The organism is Clostridia bacterium (assembly GCA_036562685.1).
Lineage (GTDB): Bacteria > Bacillota > Clostridia > Christensenellales > DUVY01 > DUVY01.
Window position 1 is genome coordinate 1 of sequence record DATCJR010000206.1, and the last position, 20,682, is coordinate 20,682.

Here is a 20,682-nt window from a genome sequence, read left to right on the forward strand (position 1 = left end):
GTGATAATGAAGCCAGCAAAATTTATGTCAGGAATAAAATAAAAGCATGCAATGAAACAGGGATAAAGTCCTATGCTTATTATTTGCAAGAAACAACTGAAGAAAACGAAATCCTGCAATTAATAGAAGCACTCAATAATGATTCTAATATTCATGGAATTTTAGTACAGCTTCCTTTGCCCTCACATATTAACGAAAAAAAGATAATTGCTGCAATCAATCCTGAAAAGGATGTTGACGGTTTTTGTGCGGTTAATTTGGGAAAATTGTTTATGGGCGAAAAAGATGTACTTGCTCCATGCACCCCTTCTGGAATAATAGAAATCTTAAAAAGAAGTAATATAGAAATTTGCGGTAAAAAAGCTGTGATTGTAGGCAGAAGCAATATTGTAGGAAAACCTACGGCTTTATTGATGCTAAGAGAAAACGCAACCGTGACAATAGCTCACAGTAAGACTCAAGATCTAGGTGAAATAACATCAACTGCAGATATTTTGATTGTTGCTGCAGGTAAGCAGGAACTCATATCTCCTTCAATGGTAAAAAAAGGAGCTGTAGTAATTGATGTCGGAATTCATAGAACTGATGATGGTCTAAAAGGCGATGTACAGTTTGATGGAGTATCCAAAGTCGTTAAGGCAATAACTCCTGTTCCTGGCGGTGTAGGACCAATGACTATTGCTATGCTTTTAAAGAATACTTTAATTGCCGCCAAGAAGCTTATAAAAGCATGAGAACATATTCTGTTTTTCAATTAAGTTCATATATAAAAAATGTGATTGACAGCGAAGAGCTATTAAAAAATATCACAATTTGCGGAGAAATCACTAATTTTAAAATAACCGGTAGAAACGCTTATTTTACTCTTAAAGACGATCAAGCTCAAATTTCTTGTGTATTTTTTGAATATACCTCTGATTATTTTATTAAAGAGGGAGATAAAGTTAATTGCAAAGGTTCTCCTTCATATTATGTCAAAGGCGGAAAACTAAATTTTATTGCATCGTCTATTGAGCCATGCGGAGAAGGAGAAGAGTATTTAAAACTACTTCAACTAAAGAACAAGCTTCAAAGTGAAGGCTTATTTGATAGAAAAATTCCCATGCCAAGATCAATTAAGAAAATAGGAGTTGTAACAAGTGCTGACGGTGCTGCAATATATGATATTATCAGTGTGGTAAGAAGGCGCGATAAAAGCGTAAATATTGCCTTATATCCTGTTAAAGTACAAGGAATAGGTGCCGAAATTGAAATATCTCAAGCAATAAAAGAGCTTGATGAATATCCTGAAGTTGATTGTATTTTGGTTACAAGAGGCGGAGGATCTTTTGAGGACTTATCTGCGTTTAATACGGAAGAAGTTGCACGAAGTGTTGCCGAATGTAAAAAGTTTATCGTTTCAGCTGTAGGGCATGAAATAGACTATACATTGTGTGACTTTGCAGCAGACTTGAGAATGCCTACTCCAAGTGCAGCTGCTGAAATCTTGACCAAAAATGTTCAGGAAATAGTATATGATCTAAAAAACGATGTCAAATATTTGAATAAATATATCAATGAATTATTTGATTATAATACATCAGAATTGAAATATTCAATATATAATTTGAGTTCGGCGATTCAAAATAAACTTTATTTGGGCAGAGATAAGATTTTGTCTAAAGCCAACAAGTTACAAAATATATCATTTTTTAACGACAAATATAATGAACTCAATCAAAATATTTTAAGGTTAAAAGCTAATGATCCAAAAAAGATATTATCTTTAGGCTATGCCAAGGTTTACAAAGATAATAAAAGCATTAATTCAATACAAGATATAAATAAAGGCGACAATATTAATTTGTTTTTTGCTGACGGCAAGACGACAGCAAATATTTCAGATACACCGCAAAAATATAAAACTGATGAGGCAACATTATGAAATTTGAAGAAGCAATTGATCAATTAAATGAAATAATAGATAAGCTTGAAAACAAAAATACCCAATTAGATGAAGGCATTGAACTTTATCAAAAAGGTTTGGAATTAACAAGATTTTGTCTTAATTCCTTGGAAGAAGCAAAAGGTAAAATCACTTTAATAAAAAAAGAGTTTACTCAGCTTATCGAAAAGCCTTTTGGAGAAGAGAATTAATGGTTGTTTTTTGGGACGGATTTGAAAAAGATCTTAGAGATTTTGAAAAATATCTCAAGCAATATTTTGATGAGCATTTTGAAGATGGAGAATTTAAAAAAGTAGTTGGTTACAGCCTTATAGATATTGGCGGTAAGCGAGTTCGTCCTTTATTATTGATAAAAACGGCTTTATCAGCAGGTGCGAACTGCCAAAGTATTTATAATCTAGCTGTTGCTTTAGAATGCATTCACACTTATTCTCTTATTCATGATGATTTGCCTAGCATGGATAATGATACTTATAGACGAGGTTTTTTGAGTGTTCACGCAAAATACGGCGAGGCACTTGCAGTATTAAGCGGTGATGCATTGCTCAATTTCGCTTATGAAGTGCTTTTTGATGCCGCATTAGATAATCAATCAAGAAAAGCAGCCAAAATAATAGCAGATTTTGCAGGGCATAAGGGTATGATAAAAGGTCAAGTTCTTGATTTGAGCTTGGTAAAATCTCAATATCAGGATGAAAAAGAATATATCTTTCAAGTGCATCTTAATAAAACAGCAGCTTTAATTAGGGCGGCTGTTAATGCTGGCGCAATAATAGCTAATGTTGATGAAAAAGAACTGTCAAAACTAGATGAATTTGCATGCAACATGGGGATGTGTTTTCAGGTGTATGACGATATAAGCGATTATCAGACAGATCAAAATAAATATACCTATCCTAAGGTTTTTGGACTTGAAAATTCATTAAAAGAAGCTCAAAAATACAAGGAAAAATCAAAAAAAGCATTAGATGGATTAGAAAACAAATACCCGCATTTATTACAGATGATATCCAAATTTGGTCCTGAGATGTTTTAATTTGATTTTTCTATATAATGTTAATATAATGTAAAAAGGCATTTATTGAATTTATGCCATTTATATGATATAATTATTATAGGTTTTAGAGGTGCAGTATCCTAGTCAGGAACTGTCAATCGAAGACGAGGTTAAAATTTCGTCAGCGGCATATCGATGAAGCTTCTTGTGATGGCTTTTGTTGCCCAAACAGGGGCTGTTGCTGGAAGAAGGGATAATGGGCAATCCATAACGGCATATGGAAACTGACCCAATATTCCGTTGAGGTCACATTAGGTTGTAAAATTTAGTTTTACTACTTTTTGTGAATTAAACCTGCTATGCGGTAGAAATGCTGTGTACAGTGTAGCCTGCCTTGAGTGTTGCGGGCGGATTAAGGAACTACGTTTGGTATAAGCTGGCCAACTTTATCAAGCGATCGCCTTATGAAACTTGTGATGCAAAAGAGGATAAGATTGATAGGGAATGTTGAAGGAAAGCTTCTAGGCTGTTATTCTTAGACATATTAGGGATTATAGTGTGAACTAATAGGCGATTCAGTTTTCCGATTGGCAACAACGGAATATGCGGTTTAAAAGTAAACTGCCTCTTCGGCAACGGGAGGTACTGCATAGGGAAATCCTACTGAACCTTATGTCGCAAGGTTTACTTAATATGTTACCTCTATAAGCTATTTTTATTGGACGGCGAAGTATATGAGAATGTTTATTTTAATATTTTCATATAATTCGCCGTCCAAATAGTAATACTAATCAAGAAGGATTTTTTTGCTGTGGAAGAAGGCGATAGCGATAATTCTAATAATACTAATAACCATTTAGAACAAGAACATCAGGATCAAAAAGATCAAAATCAAAAAAAGAAAAAAGAAAAACCGAAATCAAGTTCTAAATTATGGCCGTTAAAGGCATTTTTTATAACAATCTTTCTTTCGGTTTTATTTAATATAATATCGTCTGCAATTATGACTGATACTAAAATTACGATAATTATTATTGTAATAGTAGTGCTCATAGTAGTAGGCGTTATATTTGATATGGTAGGCATGGCGGTAGCATCGTGTGAGCCAAAACCGTTTTACTCGATGGCAGCTAGAAAGGTAAAAGGTGCAAAAGTCTGCCTAAAACTTATTAAAAACAGCGATATTGTAGGGAGTATTTGTTCGGATATTATAGGTGATATCTGCAACATTATTAGTGGTGCTGCATCTGCAACTTTGATTTTAGTTGTTACAGCTAATTCTAATAATTTTTTATCTAGTGTGATCTCTATAGCGATAACGGCTGTTTTAGCGGCAGTAACAGTAGGTTTTAAAGCTGTTTTTAAAAAGATTGCAGTTTCTAAGAGTGTAGAAATAGTAACGGGCGTAGGAAAAATTTTGTCGATTTTCTCACGCAATAAGTAATGCTGGTGAAATACTTATGCCAATTTTGGATAGAATAAATGGGCCTCAAGATATAAAATCACTTGATATATATGAATTAAAACTATTAAGCGAAGAAATACGAAAATGTTTGATTGACACTATTACCGTTACAGGTGGACATCTTGCATCTAATCTTGGCGTAGTGGAATTAACTCTTGCTTTATATTATGTTTTCAACCCTCCCTATGATAAATTTATTTGGGATGTAGGGCATCAGGCATATATTCATAAAATCTTGTCAGGACGAAAAGACCGACTAAACACGATTCGTTCGTATCAGGGACTTAGCGGTTTTCCTAATCGTGATGAAAGCGAATATGATATTTTTAATACAGGTCATGCCAGCACATCTATTTCTGCAGGGCTTGGAATTGCGCGCGGACGAGATATCAAACATGAAAATTATAATGTCATTTCAATAATTGGCGATGGTGCAATGACAGGAGGAATGGCTTTTGAAGCACTTAATGATTTGGGCGCTTCAAAAACAAAAATGATTATTATTCTTAACGATAATAATATGTCGATATCGCCAAATGTAGGTGGTCTTAATAAGTATTTGTCACGAGTTCGTCTTAGCAAAAATTATGCTTCTTTAAAATTAAAAACTCTTAAAATAATAAATCAACTGCCGATAGTGGGCAAGCCGTTAGGAAGGATGTTAAACAGAGCAAGGGATAATTTGAAATTTGCTTTAATTAACGGCAAAATGTTTGAGCAATTTGGTTTAAAATATATAGGACCGATTGATGGTCATGATTTGGAAAGCATAATTGAATTTTTAAATCATTCAAAAGAAATAGACGAACCTGTATTATTACATATTATCACTCAAAAAGGCAAGGGCTTGCCGTGTGCAGAAAAAAATCCAGTCGAATACCATGGTTTGAGTTCGGCGCATAACTTAAGCAATGGTCATTCATTTTCAAAAGCTTTTGGCAAGACGCTCAGCAGACTGGCTTCTCAAAATCAATCTATAACTGCTATTACTGCAGCAATGGCAGAAGGAACAGGACTTGAAATTTTTCAAAAAAATCATCCTGATAGATTTTTTGATGTTGCAATTTGTGAAGAGCATGCTGTAACGATGGCTGCAGGACTTGCTGCTTCAGGGTTGAAACCTTATGTAGCTATTTATTCAACATTTTTACAGCGTAGCTTTGACCAGATTTTACATGACGTGTGTCTTATGAAACTGCCGGTTACATTTTGTTTGGATCGTGCAGGAATAGTAGGAGCAGACGGTGTTACTCATCAAGGCATATACGACCTTTCATATTTATCCATAATGCCTGATATGACTATTACTTCACCCAAAGATATAAAAGAATTAGAAATGATTCTTGAATGGTCGGTGGATTTTAAAGCGCCTTTGGCTATTAGATATCCCAAAGATAGCGTGATAAATATCGATATTCATACTCCAATAGAATACGGAAAATGGGAATATATTCAATCATCAAAGTCCAATATTTTTGTAATTGCCACTGGCGGACAGATGCTAAAGCTAAGCCTAGAAATTGCAAAAGAACTTGAAAATAAAAATATAAATTTAAATATTATTAATGCACGTTTTATAAAACCGCTTGACTATGCTTTTTTGGATAATTTATCAGATGAATCTTATATAATTACAATGGAAGATAATATTTTGCAAGGCGGATTGGGTGCAAGTATAGCAAATTATCTTGTTGAAAAAAATAAAAAATTCAAAATTAAGCATTATGCTATGCCTAAAAAGGTTGCAATATTAGGTACGATAGAAGAAGTTTATAAGGCACTTGGTTTTACAGCTGAAAAGATTTCTAAAGAATTATTAGACTTTATAGGTTAATTATTAAAAAGGCTATACATTTTTGTATAGCCTTTTAATATTTTATTTTTATATCTGTGTTATATCTATAATAGACAGATCAGGTTCGCGTTTATTGATTTTTAGTGCATAGATAAGTGCATTTACGGTGTCTAGACAGGTAAGACATGAAATTGATAATTCGACACAACGGCGTCTTATTTTGAGTCCATCGCTTTCGTTTTTACGATTGCGATGAGGAGTGTTGACCAAAAGACTTATTTTTCCTGTTCCTAATAGAGTGAATATATCAAAAGGTCCTTCGCCAATTTTATCAACCGTTATAGTAGGAATGCCGTTTTCATTTAATTTCTTAGAAGTACCTTTGGTTGCATAGAGAATAAAGCCTAGTTTTCTTAATTCTTCAGCTATAGGAACTATTTCTTCCTTGTCTTCATTATTAACAGTTAATAATACACCGCCGCCATTTGGTGCTTTTATTCCTGAAGCCAATAGACCTTTGTATAGAGCTTGACCAAAATGTTTATCAATTCCCAAAACCTCACCAGTAGATTTCATTTCTGGTCCTAAGCTAACTTCTACTCCTCTTAACTTATCAAAAGAGAATACAGGTACTTTTACCGCACAATAAGCGCTTTCGGGATAAAGTCCTGTTCCATAACCCAAGTCTTTGAGTTTCTTGCCGATTGAACAAGCTGTAGCAAGATCAACAGCAGGGACATTGGTTACTTTTGATATATAAGGAATTGTTCTTGAAGAACGGGGGTTAACTTCAATTACATACAATTCATTATCATAATAAACAAATTGAATGTTTACAAGACCTACTACCTTTAGCGCCATTGACAATTTGTAAGTATAGTCAACAATTTTTTGCTTTATTTTGGCAGGAATAGTCTGTGTAGGATATACCGAAATACTATCTCCGCTATGAACACCTGCGCGTTCAAGATGTTCCATAATACCAGGTATTAGTATATCTTCGCCGTCACAAATTGCATCCACTTCCAATTCTCTGCCCATTAAATACTTGTCTATCAAAACCGGATGTTCTTGTTTTACGGTATTGATAATCTGCATGTATTCTTTTACATCGCTTTCGTTATAGCATATCTGCATTCCTTGTCCGCCTAATACATAGCTGGGTCTTACCAATACAGGGTAGCCCAAAGAATTAGCGGCAGCAACAGCTTTTGCCTTACTAAACACAGCCAAACCCTTAGGACGGGGGATGTTGCAAGATTCCAATATTTCATCAAATTTTTCTCTGTCTTCGGCTGCATCAATACTTTGTGCGCTTGTTCCCATAATCGGAACACCTAATTCAACCAAAGTTTGAGTTAGTTTTATAGCTGTTTGACCGCCGAATTGAACCATAGCAGCATAAGGCTTTTCATTTTCTACGATTGCTTCAATATCTTCAGGTGTAAGAGGTTCAAAATATAGCTTATCTGAAGTATCAAAGTCTGTTGAAACAGTTTCAGGGTTGCTATTAGCGATAATTGTTTCAAAGCCAGCTTCTTTCAATGCCCAAACACAATGTACAGAACAATAGTCAAATTCAATACCTTGACCAATTCTTATAGGACCAGAACCCAAAACCAAAACCTTTTTCTTTTTGGAAGGGATTGATTCGTTTTCAGTATCGTATGTTGAATAATAATAAGGGGTTTTTGCATCGAATTCCGCAGCGCAAGTATCAACCAGCTTGAATGCGGGATTGATGTTATATTGTTTGCGAAGTTTGGTGATATCTTCTTTTTTCGCATTAACAAATTCAGCTATAAGTTTATCTGTAAAGCCATATTGTTTTGAACGTTTAAGTGTATCGCAATCTAATTGATCAAGTGTCAGACCTTTTAATTTGTTTTCCCAAATGATGAGATTATTTATTTTATTTAAGAAGAACTTATCGATTTTGGTTATGTTATAAATCTCATCAATACTTATATTTCTTCTAAGAGCTTCTGCGACTACATAAATTCTTTCATCAGTAACTTCATGCAGTTTTTGATGTATCTCTTCATCAGTGCATTTGATTAATTTGGGCAACTGTAAATGATACAATCTTAACTCCAAAGAACGTACAGCTTTCATTAGCGCACTTTCAAATGTTGAGCTTATTGCCATTACTTCGCCAGTAGCTTTCATTTGGGTACCCAAAGTACGATTAGCATGAATAAATTTATCAAACGGCCATTTAGGAATTTTTACTACGCAGTAGTCCAAAACAGGTTCAAAGCAAGCATAAGTTGAATGTGTAACTGCATTTTTAATTTCATCAAGGCCATAACCAATAGCTATCTTTGATGCAACTTTTGCAATAGGGTATCCTGTTGCTTTGGATGCTAGAGCAGAAGAACGTGAAACTCTAGGGTTTACTTCAATAACAGCATATTCAAAACTGGTAGGATGAAGTGCAAATTGAACGTTGCATCCGCCTTCGATTCCCAATGCAGTAATAATCTTCAATGCAGCTGTTCTTAACATCTGTACTTCTTTGTCGGACAAAGTTTGGCAAGGTGCTACTACTATGCTGTCACCTGTATGAACGCCGACGGGGTCTATGTTTTCCATATTACATATAGTAACAACATTACCCTTTGCGTCACGCATTACTTCGTATTCTATTTCTTTCCAGCCTGTAATATCTTTTTCAATTAGTACTTGATGAACACGAGAAAGTCTTAGACCGTTGGCTGCAATTTCAGCTAGTTCCTGTCTGTTTATAGCTTTTCCGCCGCCTGTACCGCCAAGTGTATAAGCTGGTCTTACGATTACAGGATAGCCTATTGTCTCTGCAAATTCCAAGGCGTCATCAACATCAGTTACTACCTTGCTTGCAATACAAGGCTCTCCAATTTTGAGCATTGTATTTTTAAACTCTTGTCTATCTTCGGCCATTTTTATGGCTGATACATTGGTGCCCAAGAGCTTAACATTTTCTTGAGCCCAAAATCCTTGATCTGCCAATTCCATAGCAAGATTAAGACCTGTTTGACCGCCCAAAGAGGGGAGCACACTGTCAGGTCTTTCTTTTCTTACTATTTGCTTTACAAAGTCAGCAGTCAAAGGTTCGATATATACTTTGTCAGCGATATGTTTATCGGTCATTATGGTTGCAGGATTGGAGTTGATTAGAACGACCTCAAGGCCTTCTTCTTTTAAGGCGCGGCATGCTTGCGTTCCTGCATAGTCAAATTCGGCAGCTTGCCCAATTATGATAGGTCCTGAACCAATTACGAGTACTTTTTTTATTGATGGATTTTTTGGCATATATTACCTTCCTTTTTTTGTTTGGGCGTAATAAACCTTTAATGCCAAAAGGGCAAAAAAAATTATATTAAGCCTAAAAAAAGGGTAATCATTTAATGATTACCACTTATTAAATCTGAACTTTATTATTGCATCCAAGCACGGAAATTATTTTATGTTTTACCAACTGTTTTATTGCTTCACGTGCGGGTGATAGATATTGACGAGGATCAAAATGTGAAGGGTTGTCATTGAAGTGCTTTCTAATAGCAGCTGTAAAAGCCATTCTCAAATCGCTGTCAATATTAATCTTGCAAACTGCCATGCTAGCAGCTTTTCTTAACATTTCTTCAGGTATTCCTCTTGCACCTTCCATGGATCCGCCGTTCTTTTGAATAATATCTACATATTCAGGTAAAACTGAGCTAGCACCATGTAAAACGATAGGGAATTCAGGCAATCTTCTGGAAACTTCTTCCAAAATATCAAATCTAAGTTTAGGTTCACCCTTAAACTTAAATGCGCCATGGCTTGTACCTATAGCAATTGCCAAAGAGTCAACACCTGTACGAGTTACAAATTCTTCAACTTGAGAAGGATCAGTATAAGCTGAATCTTTTTCACTTACGTTGATATCATCTTCAATACCTGCAAGTCTTCCAAGTTCTGCTTCAACAGTAACATTTCTTGCATGAGCGTATTCAACTACTTTTTTAGTTACCTTTATGTTTTCTTCAAAAGAATGATGAGAAGCATCAATCATAACAGATGTAAATCCATCATTGATTGCAGAAACACACAACTCATAGCTGTCACCATGGTCAAGATGAAGAGCAATGGGCAAACCGCTTTCTTTTACAGCGCAGTCAACCAAAGCCTTAAGATAAAGAGGATTAGCATATTTTCTTGCGCCACTTGAAACTTGTAAAATAAGGGGGGCTTTTTCTTCCATTGCAGCAGCAACAACACCTTGAATTATTTCCATGTTGTTAACATTAAAAGCACCTACGGCGTATCCGCCCTTGTAGGCATTTAATAACATTTCCTTAGTATTTACTAATGGCATTTATAACTCCCAGTAATTTATTTCGTTGACAATTATACACCAATAACTCTTTTTTGACTAGCATTTTTAATATACGCTAATTATTTTGTTTATATTTTATCCTAAAAAAATATTTCAAAATTTTAGTAAAATATTTTACTTTAAAATTAATTTACTTTAATAATTAGTAGTTATATAATATCTCAAAATCTAACTATTTTTATAACTTAAAGTTTGGTTTACGAAAAATCATGAAAAAATATGAAATTGATATGTGCAACGGCAGTATTTTTCCTAAAATACTGGCGTTTTCTTTACCATTGATGCTGACAGGCATTTTGCAACTCTTATTTAATGCTGCCGATATAATTGTTATCGGAAAATTTGCAGGGGAAGATTCTTTGGCAGCGATAGGCTCTACTACCACCATTGTAAACTTTTTTGTTAATATTTTTATGGGATTATCTGTTGGAACTAATGTCGTGGTTTCAACAGCTTTTGGAGCTAAAGATTATAAAAAAATTCATAAAACAGTGCAGACTTCAATTATTATAAGCCTTATATTGGGCATTACAGTAGGGATTCTGGGCTTTATTTTTTCTACTCCAATTTTGCATTTATTAAAAACTCCAAACAATATTATAAAAAAAGCATCAACTTATTTAAAGATTTATTTTTTGGGGTTGCCCGCTCTAATGGTCTATAACTATACAGCATCTATTTTGCGTGCGTTTGGAGATACCAAAAGGCCGTTATACTACTTGTTTTTAGGCGGTTTAATTAACGTAGCTTTAAATCTATTTCTTACAATCAATCTAAAAATGGATGTTGCAGGTGTAGCAATAGCTACCGTTGTTTCAGAAACGTTTTCTATGATTTTAATTCTTATTTGTATCATGAGAACAAACGAATGCTACAAATATGATATAAAAGAATTTAAAATTTATATAAAAGAACTCTTTGATATGATAAGAATAGGGCTTCCGGCCGCTGTTAACAGCTCATTGTTTTCTATTTCTAATATGATAATTCAATCAGGAGTTAACTCTTTTGGTTCGGTTGTTGTTGCTGGAAACTCAGTTTCTGGAAGTGTTGAAGGATTTGTTTATACATCAATGGATTCGGTTTCTCAGGCGACAATGTCTTTTACCGGTCAAAATTATGGTGCAAAAAAATATGACCGTCTTAACAAAATTTTGTATGATTCAATTATAGCTGTTACTGTAATAGGATTATTAATGGGCTTTGTTTGTCTTGGATTTAGTGATTATTTGTTTAGAATATATACTGATTCTCCTGCTGTAATGGAAGCAGCCAGGGTACGTGCATGGGTGATAATGCCTACATATTTTATGTGCGGAATAATGAACGTATTTATTGGAGCAATAAGGGGACACGGCTATACAATCATTCCTACGTTGATATCTGCTGTGGGAATATTGGTTACACGCGCAGTTTGGATCTTTACAGCATTTAGAAAATTTCATTTAATAAAAATTCTATATATATCTTGGCCGATATCTTATATTATTGTAATAATTGCATTTACAATAAACTATATTATAGTTCACAATATTGTAATAAGAAAAAGTAAAACGCAAAATATTACAGAATTATCCAATATACAAAGTAATTCTACTAATAAAAAGATTGACAAAGTGATTTTGGATAATGTTAATTTGTTTGGCAAATAATAGCAATTAGTGTATAATGTTAATGAATTCACGAACGGAGATGAAAATATGACTGATCCTAGATTATCAAAATTAGCATATAATTTGGTCAATTATTCTTGCAAATTACAAAAAGGCGAGAAGATATTCATCGAAGCATATGATCTTGATTATATGCTTGTTAACGAAATTATCAAAGAAGTTTACAAAGTAGGTGGTTTTCCTTTTGTAAGCTTGTATGATACAAGAGTTAGACGCGAACTTCTCTTAGGTACAAGCAAAGAACATATGATTTTGAATGCAAAATATGCTAGCAATCTTATGTCCGATATGGATGCGTATATTGGAATAAGAGGTGCCAACAATACCTTTGAATTATCCGATGTTCCCCCTGAAAAAATGGGCATAGAATCAACTTATTATGCTTTCCCTGTACATCATGAAATCAGAGTTGCCAAGACAAAATGGGTTATTTTGAGATATCCTAATCCTTCAATGGCACAAGCATCTTCTATGAGTACAGATGAATTTGAAGATTTGTATTTCAAAGTATGCAACTTAGATTATTCAAAAATGGATAGAGCTATGGATAATCTAAAGGCATATATGGAAAAAACTGATACTGTTAGATTAGTTACACCTACTACTGATATTTCTTTCTCAATAAAGGGAATTCCTGCTATAAAATGCTCAGGAGATCGTAATATTCCTGACGGTGAAATTTATACTGCACCTATAAAAGACAGTGTAAACGGTGTAATTCAATATAACGCACCTTCAATGCATCAGGGATTGAAGCATGAAAATGTAAGATTTGTTGTTAAAAATGGTAAGATAGTAGAAGCTACTTCAAACCATACTGAAGCTCTTAATAAAGTATTGGATACTGATGAAGGCGCAAGATATTTTGGTGAATTTTCATTTGGTATCAATCCTTATATCACAAAGCCTATGGGAGACATTTTGTTTGACGAAAAGATTTCCGGCTCAATTCACTTTACTCCTGGTGCTGCTTATGACGAAGCTTTTAATGGCAACAAATCAGCTGTACATTGGGATTTGGTGCTGATTATGACACCTGAATATGGTGGCGGCGAGATTTATATGGATGGAAAGCTTGTAAGAAAAGACGGAAGATTCGTTATAAAAGAATTGGAATGTCTCAATCCTGAAAATTTGAAATAAAAATTTTTATTAAAATTAAAATATATTCGGAGGTTTTAACTTATGTCAAAAAATGTTGCAAAAGTCGGTATTAACGGCTTCGGCAGAATAGGCAGACTTGTTTTGCGTGCATCACTTAACAATCCTGATGTTCAAGTAGTTGCAGTAAATGACCCTTTCCTTGATTTGGAATATGCTGCTTATATGTTCAAATATGATACCATTCATGGAAGATTTAATGGCAGTGTAGAAGTTAAAGGTGATAAACTTGTTATTAATGGAAATGAAGTTGCTTTCTTCGCTGAAAAAGATCCCGCAAATATAAAGTGGGCTGAAGTTGGCGCAGAATATATTGCTGAATCAACAGGCGTATTTACAACAATTGAAACAGCAAGTGCACACTTAAAAGCTGGGGCAAAGAAGGTTGTTATTACTGCTCCTTCTAAAGATGCTCCTATGTTTGTTATGGGCGTTAACAACGACACATATACAAAGGATCTTACAATTATCAGCAATGCAAGCTGCACAACAAACTGCTTGGCTCCTTTGGCAAAGGTTATAAATGATAAATTTGGACTTGAACAAGGACTTATGACTACTGTTCACTCAACAACAGCTACTCAAAAGACTGTTGACGGACCTTCTAAGAAGGACTGGAGAGGTGGCAGAGCTGCTGCCGGCAACATAATTCCTTCATCTACTGGTGCTGCTAAGGCAGTAGGCAAGGTAATTCCTAGCCTTAATGGTAAGTTAACTGGTATGTCATTCAGAGTGCCTACTTTGGATGTATCAGTAGTTGACCTTACTTGCACTTTGAAGACTGCTACAACTTATGAAGAAATCTGCAAAGTTATAAAAGAAGCTTGCGAAACTACAATGAAAGGCATTATGGCTTATACTGAAGACGATGTTGTATCTTCTGATTTTATCGGAGATCCTCATACATCAATCTTTGATGCAAAAGCAGGCATTATGCTTAATGACAAATTCGTTAAGCTCGTAGCTTGGTATGATAATGAGTGGGGTTATTCAAACAAAGTCGTTGACTTGATTGCTTATGCTGCTTCAGTTGACGCAAAATAATTAAACTCATAAATTACATTGATAATAAAAGTGTCGCTTATGCGGCACTTTTTTTGTTTTTAAGTAAAAATTGTCAATCTTTAAAATATTGACTTATTTTTATATATAAAATATAATAATGCAAAGTATTATGAAAAATTATATAAAATTAGGTGTTGAAAAACTAAATGAATCAAAGAATGTAGGAAAAAAAGATGCCGAAAATTCGGTTAATTTTTTTGTTAAACAAGATTATAAAGCTAATTTTTCAGAAGAATTAGAATTAGATTCTAAAGAAATAGAGCAGGATATTGAATATCTTTTACCTTTTACTCAAGGTTTTGAGAAAAAAAGCAATATCACTAAAAGCGATAAAAAAAGAACTATTTTAAGTGCATTGATTATAGAGATTGTCTTGACATTATTTTTTGGAATGATTGGAATTCCAGCAATATTCAAAAAAGAGAAATTACATGGTTTTATAATGATGGTTATCAGCGCCATTTCTCTTTTTGTTTTACTAGAATTTCATTTTTGGTATTTGTTAATAATTGTTGGCATTTTATATGTTTGGGAAGTCACCATGTCGATTTCTAGAATAGTATTATATTTGCGCGGCAATAAATACTTCAAAGAGTATAATAATTTCCAAACAGATGATAATTATTCTTATACGGAGTTAATATAGATGAAAATTTCAATTGGACTTAGTGGCGGAGTAGATTCATCTGTAGCAGCATATCTATTAAAAGAACAGGGACATGAAGTAACTGGACTTTTTATGTATAATTGGGAAGAAACTGATAGTGATGGTGTTTGTTCAAGCGAAGCTGATTATGAAGATGTTAAGAAAGTTTGCGCCATTTTAGATATTCCTTATTATTCAGTTAATTTTGCCAAAGAATATCTTGACAGAGTTTTTTCATACTTTTTAAAGGAATATAGCTTAGGCAGAACCCCTAATCCAGATGTTTTATGTAATCGTGAAATAAAATTTGGTCCTTTCTTGGATTATGCCTTGGGTCTTGGCGCGCAAAAAATAGCCACAGGGCATTATTGCGGTGTCAGCGAAATTGAAGGCAAATTTTATTTGGATAAAGCAGCAGATTCTAACAAGGACCAGACATATTTTTTAAATCAGTTATCACAATATCAGTTGAGCAAGGTAATTTTTCCTCTTGCTAATATCACTAAGCCAGAGGTAAGAAAAATCGCACAAAAACTAGGTCTTTCTACTGCTATGAAAAAAGATTCAACAGGAATATGTTTTATTGGCGAGAGAAAATTTAAAGAATTTTTGAAAAACTATCTTCCAGCAAAACCTGGAGATATAATTGATACAAACGGCAATAAAATTGGAACTCATGACGGTCTAATGTATTATACACTTGGACAAAGACGGGGACTTGGAATTGGGGGCATACATGGTTCTAATGGAAGATGGTTTGTAATAGATAAAGATTTGAAAAACAATCATCTGATTGTATCGTGCCAAGACGAATCTTTGCTATATTCTAAAGCACTTATAACATATAGCGTCAATTGGATACCTCAAGCGCCTGCTGAAGAATTTGAATGTTATGCCAAGTTTAGATACAGACAAGATGAACAAAAAGTACGTGTCAAAAAAATTGACAATGGCTATAGAATTGATTTTTTTGAAAAACAACGTGCAGTAACTCCTGGGCAGTATGTAGTTTTTTATGATGATGTTCATTGCCTTGGTGGCGGCGTTATAGAAGAAGTTATTAAATAGGGAATGCATTAAATATGAGCGAGCAAAAAAACACTATAAGCAAAAAAAATATCATAATAAGATGGATAATAATTATTACGGCCTTATTAACAGCTGCAGCATTATTAACAGTATCTATAGTTTTACTTAATAAAAAGCAATTTCCTTATTCTTCAGATCCTATCGCTAAGATTACATTGAATAATGGAATGGAATTATATTTTGAATTATATGCAGATTCTGCGCCTTTGGCTGTAGGCAATTTTGTTTATAGAGCTAATAATGGGTACTACAATCAAACTATAATTCATAATTATAAAAAAACTCCTGATGGCGGATTTTATATAGAAAGTGGCAAAAACTATAATGCAAGTATGACTTTAAAAGATAAATATAGTGATAGAGAAGATATGAAATTTAGTGTAAAAAAAGATTCAAATTCTTTAGGAAATACATATTTGACTAAAAAATATTATCTTTCAACTTCTCTTTCTAATTCCAATAGCAGAGCAAGTTCTGAGTTTAGGATATGTCTTAAAGAAAGCAGTATGACAAGTGATTCAAGCAGTATATTTGGGGTTGTATTTGGAAATGCCTATGATCAAAGGACCAAAGACAATCTGGATCAATTATATAATCAAATTTTAGAGGATCAAACTTCTGATTTTAATAATGGAAATAATACGCCTTCAAAATATATATCAATAACAGGCATAAAGATTTTGACAGAAAAAGATTATTGGAAGAACTTTGATTATAAAAAAGAATGGACTAAGGATCAGGATTATTTTTTGGTATAATAATTTTTTTTGATGTTTTAGAATAAATAACGGCAAAATAGCGCATTCTTAATTATAGTTAGGAGGTGCTGTATGCCGAATTATTTTCCGATTGGATTAATTTTACTAGGTATTTTACTAATTTTAATGCTGTTCGGTGTCACTCAACGATTATTCGACAAGTTAAAAATTTCTACACTATGGGCCGTTATATTAGTAATAGCTATAGGTGCAGGATATTTTATACCAAACATCAGAGTAACTAATGTGTTTTCGTTTAATATAGGCGGATTTATAATACCTTTAGTTATTAGTTTGTATATGTTGTTTTCAATGGGCTGGACATCAGACATGCTTAGAGCGTGGGTTTCCACGATTATTACTGCTGGCGTAGTTTTACTTTTGTATTGGGTAATTCCTACAAACACAATGACTATGCAGATTGTAGCTGCTGTAATAGTAGGTATAGCTGCTGGCGCTTTGAGCTATTTGATAGGACGAAGCCGCAGAGGTGCTTTTTTCTCTTCAATAATGGGTATTTATATTGGCGAAACCGTCAGATTTTTGATTAATTACTATGGACGAGGAATAGATACAAGACTAGGTCTTGGCATAGGCTCGATGTTTGATACCTTAATTATTGCAGCCGTATCTGCGATGTTACTAGCAATAGCTATTGGAGAAATTAGAGACAGAATGGTTACTGAAACCAGAGCTAAACACAGATACAGCTATGAAGCTGGTGAGTTCTATGACTATGATAGACATAGAGGATACCAAAATACAAAATCTTATTCAGATAGCCATTATAATAACATGGCTGAAGCTGAACATCCTGAAGATTATAACGATTACTTCAGAGATGACTGAAATTGACTATATCCCAAATATTATATCCCCCCTTCAAAAACGGCTGTTATTTTAATTAACAGCTGTTTTTGATTTTGTCAAAATTATTACAAAATTAATAATCGATTGCAGTTATTTAAAAAATAATTTTCTTTTTGTTTTTGATATGGTATTATATCAATTAGTAAATTTTGGAGTTAAGATGAAACCGACAGTAGCAATAGTAGGAAAGCCTAATGTAGGAAAATCTACATTTTTTAATAAAGTAAGTGGCAGACGAATTTCAATCGTACAAGATGTTCCGGGAGTAACAAGAGATCGAATTTTATCTGATGCTGAATGGTGCGGATATAAATTTAATCTTATAGATACAGGCGGACTTGAACCAGCATCAGAAGATAAAATGCATCAGCATATAAGAAAACAAGCTGAGCTTGCAATAGCTACTGCTGATGTTATAATATTTTTTACTGATCTAAAGCAGGGTATAACTACATCTGATTATGACATTGCAGATATGCTGCGTTTGGTCAACAAACCAGTCATTTTGGCTGTTAACAAAATGGATGTTTATAATCCAGAATTACTGTATGATTTTTATGCTTTGGGTTTTTCAGAACCTTATGGTATAAGCGCAGAACAGGGTTTGGGAATAGGAGATATTCTTGATAAAATTGTAAGCTATTTTCCCAAAATCGAATACGATGACGAATATAAGGATGCAATTAAAATAGCCGTTGTAGGAAAGCCTAACGCCGGCAAATCGTCTTTGGTAAACAGAATTTTAGGTGAAGAAAGAGTTATTGTAAGCGATATTGCAGGAACTACACGAGATTCAATTGATACACCCATTACAATAGACGGTGTTGATTATGTAATAATAGATACTGCAGGATTAAGACGAAGAAGGTCAGTTGATTCTGCTATTGAAGCAATAAGTGCAATTCAAGCTATGAAAGCCATAGAAAGAGCAGATGTAGTGCTTATTGTGATGGACGCTTCAGAAGAAGAAATATCCGAACAGGACATAAGAATTGCGGGTTATGTTCATGAAGAAGGCAAGCCGTCAGTCATTGTTATGAACAAATGGGATATTGTTGAAAAAAATTCGTTTACTATAGAAAAATACAAAAATCAGCTTGATGAAAAGCTGAAATTTATGAGCTATTATCAGTCAATTTTTATTTCAGCAAAAACAGGTCTTAGGACTTCTAAGCTGTTAGAATTGGTTAAAAAAGTTTATGACAATAGTCGTAGAAGATTGCCTACAGGTGTTTTGAATGATATTGTAAGCAACGCAATAGCAGCCGTTGAACCGCCGTCTAGCGCCGGCAGAAAGCTAAAAATCTATTACGCTACTCAGACTCAGGTAGCTCCGCCAGTTTTTGTTTTTTTTGTAAATGACTTTAGATTAATGCATTTTTCATATGAGCGCTATCTTGAAAACTGCATAAGAAATGCAATAGATTTTTCAGGTACACCTATCAAAATCCAGCAAAAAAACAAAACCAGAGAGGTTTAGTTATGTCAGCAGGTTTAGAGTTATTTTTAAAAATATCAATACTTTTTGTTTGTTCCTATTTTTTGGGAGGAATTCATTTTGCATCTATAATATCTCGTCTAAAAGGAGTAGATATAAAAACATTGGGCAGCGGTAATCCCGGAACAATGAATATGCTTAGAAATTTTGGCGTAGGCACCGCTGTTTTGACTTTGATTCTTGATGCTTTAAAAGGTGCAATCCCTGCACTTGTCGGATATTTTTTGTTATATGATAACGAGCTTTTAGGCGGTGTTTTACCATCTGCGCCTTCATGGCTTGGCTTTTATATACCGCAAGGGACAAAAGCTGGAATTTATATAGGCGGCTTTGGCGCAATAGTTGGACATGTATTTCCGGTGTTTAAGAAGTTTAAAGGTGGTAAGGGAGTAGCTAGCAGCGTGGGTATATTTCTGGTAGCTAATCCCATCATAGCTTTTATATCTTTTTGGGTTGCATTCTTTTATTTGTATTTTTGCAAATATGGTTCAGTGGCGTCATTTATCTTTTTGTTTGGTGCTTCAATCACTGAAATAGTATTGGCGATTATTTATAAAGACAGCATATGGGATATAGTTTTGATATTGGGAATATTAATTTTGATTTTATGGGCTCATAGATCAAATATAGTAAGACTTTTTAAAGGAACAGAAAGCGATATTAATATTAGAAGACAGATTCAAAAAAAGAAAGAGGGTAAACTTTTATAATAAATATTAAAAAAGCGGTTTTTACAAACCGCTTTTATTTTTTATTCTTTCAATTACGTCATTTATTCTTCAATTAATGTAAAAGCTGATTTATCCAAACCGCATTGAGGGCAGGTCCAATCATCAGGAATATCCTCAAATTTAGTTCCAGGTAATATGCCGCTATCAGGATCACCTACAGCCTCATCATATATATAACCACAAACGCACTGATATTTTTTCATGTTTTTACCTCCATTTATTATTATAATAATATTTGAAAAAGATTACTTTGTCAATATTAATTAACGAAAAATTCTAATTTTGGTATATTTTAGGCTGGTGTGCTATAATATTAAAAAACAGGAGGTGTCAGATGTTAAAAGAATTTGATATTGAAAAATTAAATAAAAATCCTTTTGAACTTATCGGAAAAGATTGGATGCTGATAGCAGCAGGTGATAAAAATAAACACAATATGATGACAGCTTCTTGGGGTACTATGGGCGTTTTATGGAATAAAAAAATTGCAACAATTTTTATAAGACCGACCCGCTATACTTTAGATTTTGTTGAGAAAAATGATTATTTTTCGCTTAATGTTATGACAGATAAAAAAGTTTACAATATCTGCGGCTCAAAATCGGGCAGGGATATAGACAAAACAAAAG

Annotated in this window: 19 protein-coding genes; 16 read left to right on the forward strand and 3 right to left on the reverse strand. The window is 33.8% G+C overall.

Going from position 1 to position 20,682, the window contains the following annotated elements:
- From VIL26_08745 to dxs, 6 genes are all read left to right on the forward strand, one after another.
- The coding region (locus VIL26_08745) for a bifunctional 5,10-methylenetetrahydrofolate dehydrogenase/5,10-methenyltetrahydrofolate cyclohydrolase (protein HEY8391012.1) at positions 1-734 on the forward strand (734 nt) is incomplete at its 5' end.
- Positions 731-1,924 (forward strand): exodeoxyribonuclease VII large subunit, encoded by a 1,194-nt coding sequence (xseA, locus tag VIL26_08750; GenBank protein HEY8391013.1) that lies wholly within the window; start codon positions 731-733, stop codon positions 1,922-1,924. The genes VIL26_08745 and xseA, both read left to right, overlap by 4 nt.
- Entirely contained in the window at positions 1,921-2,136 is a 216-nt protein-coding gene (gene xseB / locus VIL26_08755; protein HEY8391014.1) for an exodeoxyribonuclease VII small subunit, read from the forward strand. The genes xseA and xseB overlap by 4 nt, the downstream gene beginning before the upstream one ends.
- Positions 2,136-2,981, forward strand: a complete 846-nt coding sequence (locus VIL26_08760) for a polyprenyl synthetase family protein (GenBank protein HEY8391015.1) — start codon at positions 2,136-2,138, stop codon at positions 2,979-2,981. Before xseB ends, VIL26_08760 begins: the two co-directional genes overlap by 1 nt.
- 772 nt (positions 2,982-3,753) lie before the next feature.
- A complete protein-coding gene (locus VIL26_08765) occupies positions 3,754-4,386 on the forward strand; it encodes a hypothetical protein (protein HEY8391016.1) in 633 nt (210 codons plus the stop codon).
- 16 nt (positions 4,387-4,402) lie between these two features.
- Positions 4,403-6,241: a 1-deoxy-D-xylulose-5-phosphate synthase gene (gene dxs / locus VIL26_08770; protein ID HEY8391017.1), complete on the forward strand. Its 1,839-nt coding sequence runs from the start codon at positions 4,403-4,405 to the stop codon at positions 6,239-6,241.
- 48 nt (positions 6,242-6,289) lie between these two features.
- Here dxs and carB read toward each other — a convergent pair whose 3' ends face one another.
- Positions 6,290-9,496 (reverse strand): carbamoyl-phosphate synthase large subunit, encoded by a 3,207-nt coding sequence (carB, locus tag VIL26_08775; GenBank protein ID HEY8391018.1) that lies wholly within the window; start codon positions 9,494-9,496, stop codon positions 6,290-6,292.
- Positions 9,497-9,605: 109 nt separating this feature from the next.
- Positions 9,606-10,541 carry a class II fructose-1,6-bisphosphate aldolase gene (fba, locus tag VIL26_08780; GenBank protein HEY8391019.1) on the reverse strand — a complete coding sequence of 312 codons (936 nt, stop codon included), beginning with the start codon at positions 10,539-10,541 and terminating at the stop codon, positions 9,606-9,608.
- Positions 10,542-10,771: 230 nt separating this feature from the next.
- On the opposite strand from fba, the gene VIL26_08785 reads away from it, so the two are divergent.
- The 9 genes from VIL26_08785 to plsY all read left to right on the forward strand — a co-directional run bounded on the left by VIL26_08785 (position 10,772) and on the right by plsY (position 20,032).
- The gene (locus tag VIL26_08785; GenBank protein HEY8391020.1) at positions 10,772-12,214 is read left to right on the forward strand and encodes an MATE family efflux transporter; all 1,443 of its coding nucleotides are present in this window, start codon (positions 10,772-10,774) and stop codon (positions 12,212-12,214) included.
- A gap of 48 nt (positions 12,215-12,262) precedes the next feature.
- Complete coding sequence (locus VIL26_08790) at positions 12,263-13,378, forward strand: aminopeptidase (protein HEY8391021.1); 1,116 nt, start codon at positions 12,263-12,265, stop codon at positions 13,376-13,378.
- A gap of 42 nt (positions 13,379-13,420) precedes the next feature.
- Positions 13,421-14,440: a type I glyceraldehyde-3-phosphate dehydrogenase gene (gene gap, locus VIL26_08795; protein HEY8391022.1), complete on the forward strand. Its 1,020-nt coding sequence runs from the start codon at positions 13,421-13,423 to the stop codon at positions 14,438-14,440.
- Positions 14,441-14,570: 130 nt separating this feature from the next.
- The gene (locus VIL26_08800) at positions 14,571-15,107 is read left to right on the forward strand and encodes a hypothetical protein (GenBank protein HEY8391023.1); all 537 of its coding nucleotides are present in this window, start codon (positions 14,571-14,573) and stop codon (positions 15,105-15,107) included.
- Positions 15,108-16,175 carry a tRNA 2-thiouridine(34) synthase MnmA gene (mnmA, locus tag VIL26_08805; protein ID HEY8391024.1) on the forward strand — a complete coding sequence of 356 codons (1,068 nt, stop codon included), beginning with the start codon at positions 15,108-15,110 and terminating at the stop codon, positions 16,173-16,175.
- A 14-nt stretch (positions 16,176-16,189) separates the two neighbouring features.
- Positions 16,190-16,954, forward strand: coding sequence for a peptidylprolyl isomerase (locus VIL26_08810; protein HEY8391025.1), 765 nt, complete (start codon positions 16,190-16,192; stop codon positions 16,952-16,954).
- Positions 16,955-17,026: 72 nt separating this feature from the next.
- Entirely contained in the window at positions 17,027-17,803 is a 777-nt protein-coding gene (locus VIL26_08815; GenBank protein HEY8391026.1) for a DUF1614 domain-containing protein, read from the forward strand.
- A gap of 181 nt (positions 17,804-17,984) precedes the next feature.
- Complete coding sequence (der, locus tag VIL26_08820; GenBank protein ID HEY8391027.1) at positions 17,985-19,304, forward strand: ribosome biogenesis GTPase Der; 1,320 nt, start codon at positions 17,985-17,987, stop codon at positions 19,302-19,304.
- A 2-nt stretch (positions 19,305-19,306) separates the two neighbouring features.
- On the forward strand, positions 19,307-20,032 hold the full coding sequence (gene plsY, locus VIL26_08825; protein HEY8391028.1) for a glycerol-3-phosphate 1-O-acyltransferase PlsY: 726 nt from the start codon (positions 19,307-19,309) through the stop codon (positions 20,030-20,032).
- A gap of 62 nt (positions 20,033-20,094) precedes the next feature.
- On the opposite strand, the gene VIL26_08830 is transcribed toward plsY, so the two are convergent.
- Positions 20,095-20,256 carry a rubredoxin gene (locus VIL26_08830; GenBank protein ID HEY8391029.1) on the reverse strand — a complete coding sequence of 54 codons (162 nt, stop codon included), beginning with the start codon at positions 20,254-20,256 and terminating at the stop codon, positions 20,095-20,097.
- Positions 20,257-20,387: 131 nt separating this feature from the next.
- Between VIL26_08830 and VIL26_08835 the strand changes: the two genes are divergently transcribed.
- Positions 20,388-20,682, forward strand: a 295-nt coding sequence (locus VIL26_08835) for a flavin reductase (protein ID HEY8391030.1), incomplete at its 3' end; no start/stop codon positions are given.

What these genes read in the sequence shown, in the direction of transcription:
- xseA (HEY8391013.1), top strand. Translation starts at nt 731, where the DNA reads ATGAGAACATATTCTGTTTTTCAATTAAGTTCATATATAAAAAATGTG.
- xseB (HEY8391014.1), top strand. Translation starts at nt 1,921, where the DNA reads ATGAAATTTGAAGAAGCAATTGATCAATTAAATGAAATAATAGATAAG.
- VIL26_08760 (HEY8391015.1), top strand. Translation starts at nt 2,136, where the DNA reads ATGGTTGTTTTTTGGGACGGATTTGAAAAAGATCTTAGAGATTTTGAA.
- dxs (HEY8391017.1), top strand. Translation starts at nt 4,403, where the DNA reads ATGCCAATTTTGGATAGAATAAATGGGCCTCAAGATATAAAATCACTT.
- carB (HEY8391018.1), bottom strand. Translation starts at nt 9,496, where the DNA reads ATGCCAAAAAATCCATCAATAAAAAAAGTACTCGTAATTGGTTCAGGA.
- fba (HEY8391019.1), bottom strand. Translation starts at nt 10,541, where the DNA reads ATGCCATTAGTAAATACTAAGGAAATGTTATTAAATGCCTACAAGGGC.
- VIL26_08785 (HEY8391020.1), top strand. Translation starts at nt 10,772, where the DNA reads ATGAAAAAATATGAAATTGATATGTGCAACGGCAGTATTTTTCCTAAA.
- VIL26_08790 (HEY8391021.1), top strand. Translation starts at nt 12,263, where the DNA reads ATGACTGATCCTAGATTATCAAAATTAGCATATAATTTGGTCAATTAT.
- gap (HEY8391022.1), top strand. Translation starts at nt 13,421, where the DNA reads ATGTCAAAAAATGTTGCAAAAGTCGGTATTAACGGCTTCGGCAGAATA.
- VIL26_08800 (HEY8391023.1), top strand. Translation starts at nt 14,571, where the DNA reads ATGAAAAATTATATAAAATTAGGTGTTGAAAAACTAAATGAATCAAAG.
- mnmA (HEY8391024.1), top strand. Translation starts at nt 15,108, where the DNA reads ATGAAAATTTCAATTGGACTTAGTGGCGGAGTAGATTCATCTGTAGCA.
- VIL26_08810 (HEY8391025.1), top strand. Translation starts at nt 16,190, where the DNA reads ATGAGCGAGCAAAAAAACACTATAAGCAAAAAAAATATCATAATAAGA.
- VIL26_08815 (HEY8391026.1), top strand. Translation starts at nt 17,027, where the DNA reads ATGCCGAATTATTTTCCGATTGGATTAATTTTACTAGGTATTTTACTA.
- der (HEY8391027.1), top strand. Translation starts at nt 17,985, where the DNA reads ATGAAACCGACAGTAGCAATAGTAGGAAAGCCTAATGTAGGAAAATCT.
- plsY (HEY8391028.1), top strand. Translation starts at nt 19,307, where the DNA reads ATGTCAGCAGGTTTAGAGTTATTTTTAAAAATATCAATACTTTTTGTT.
- VIL26_08830 (HEY8391029.1), bottom strand. Translation starts at nt 20,256, where the DNA reads ATGAAAAAATATCAGTGCGTTTGTGGTTATATATATGATGAGGCTGTA.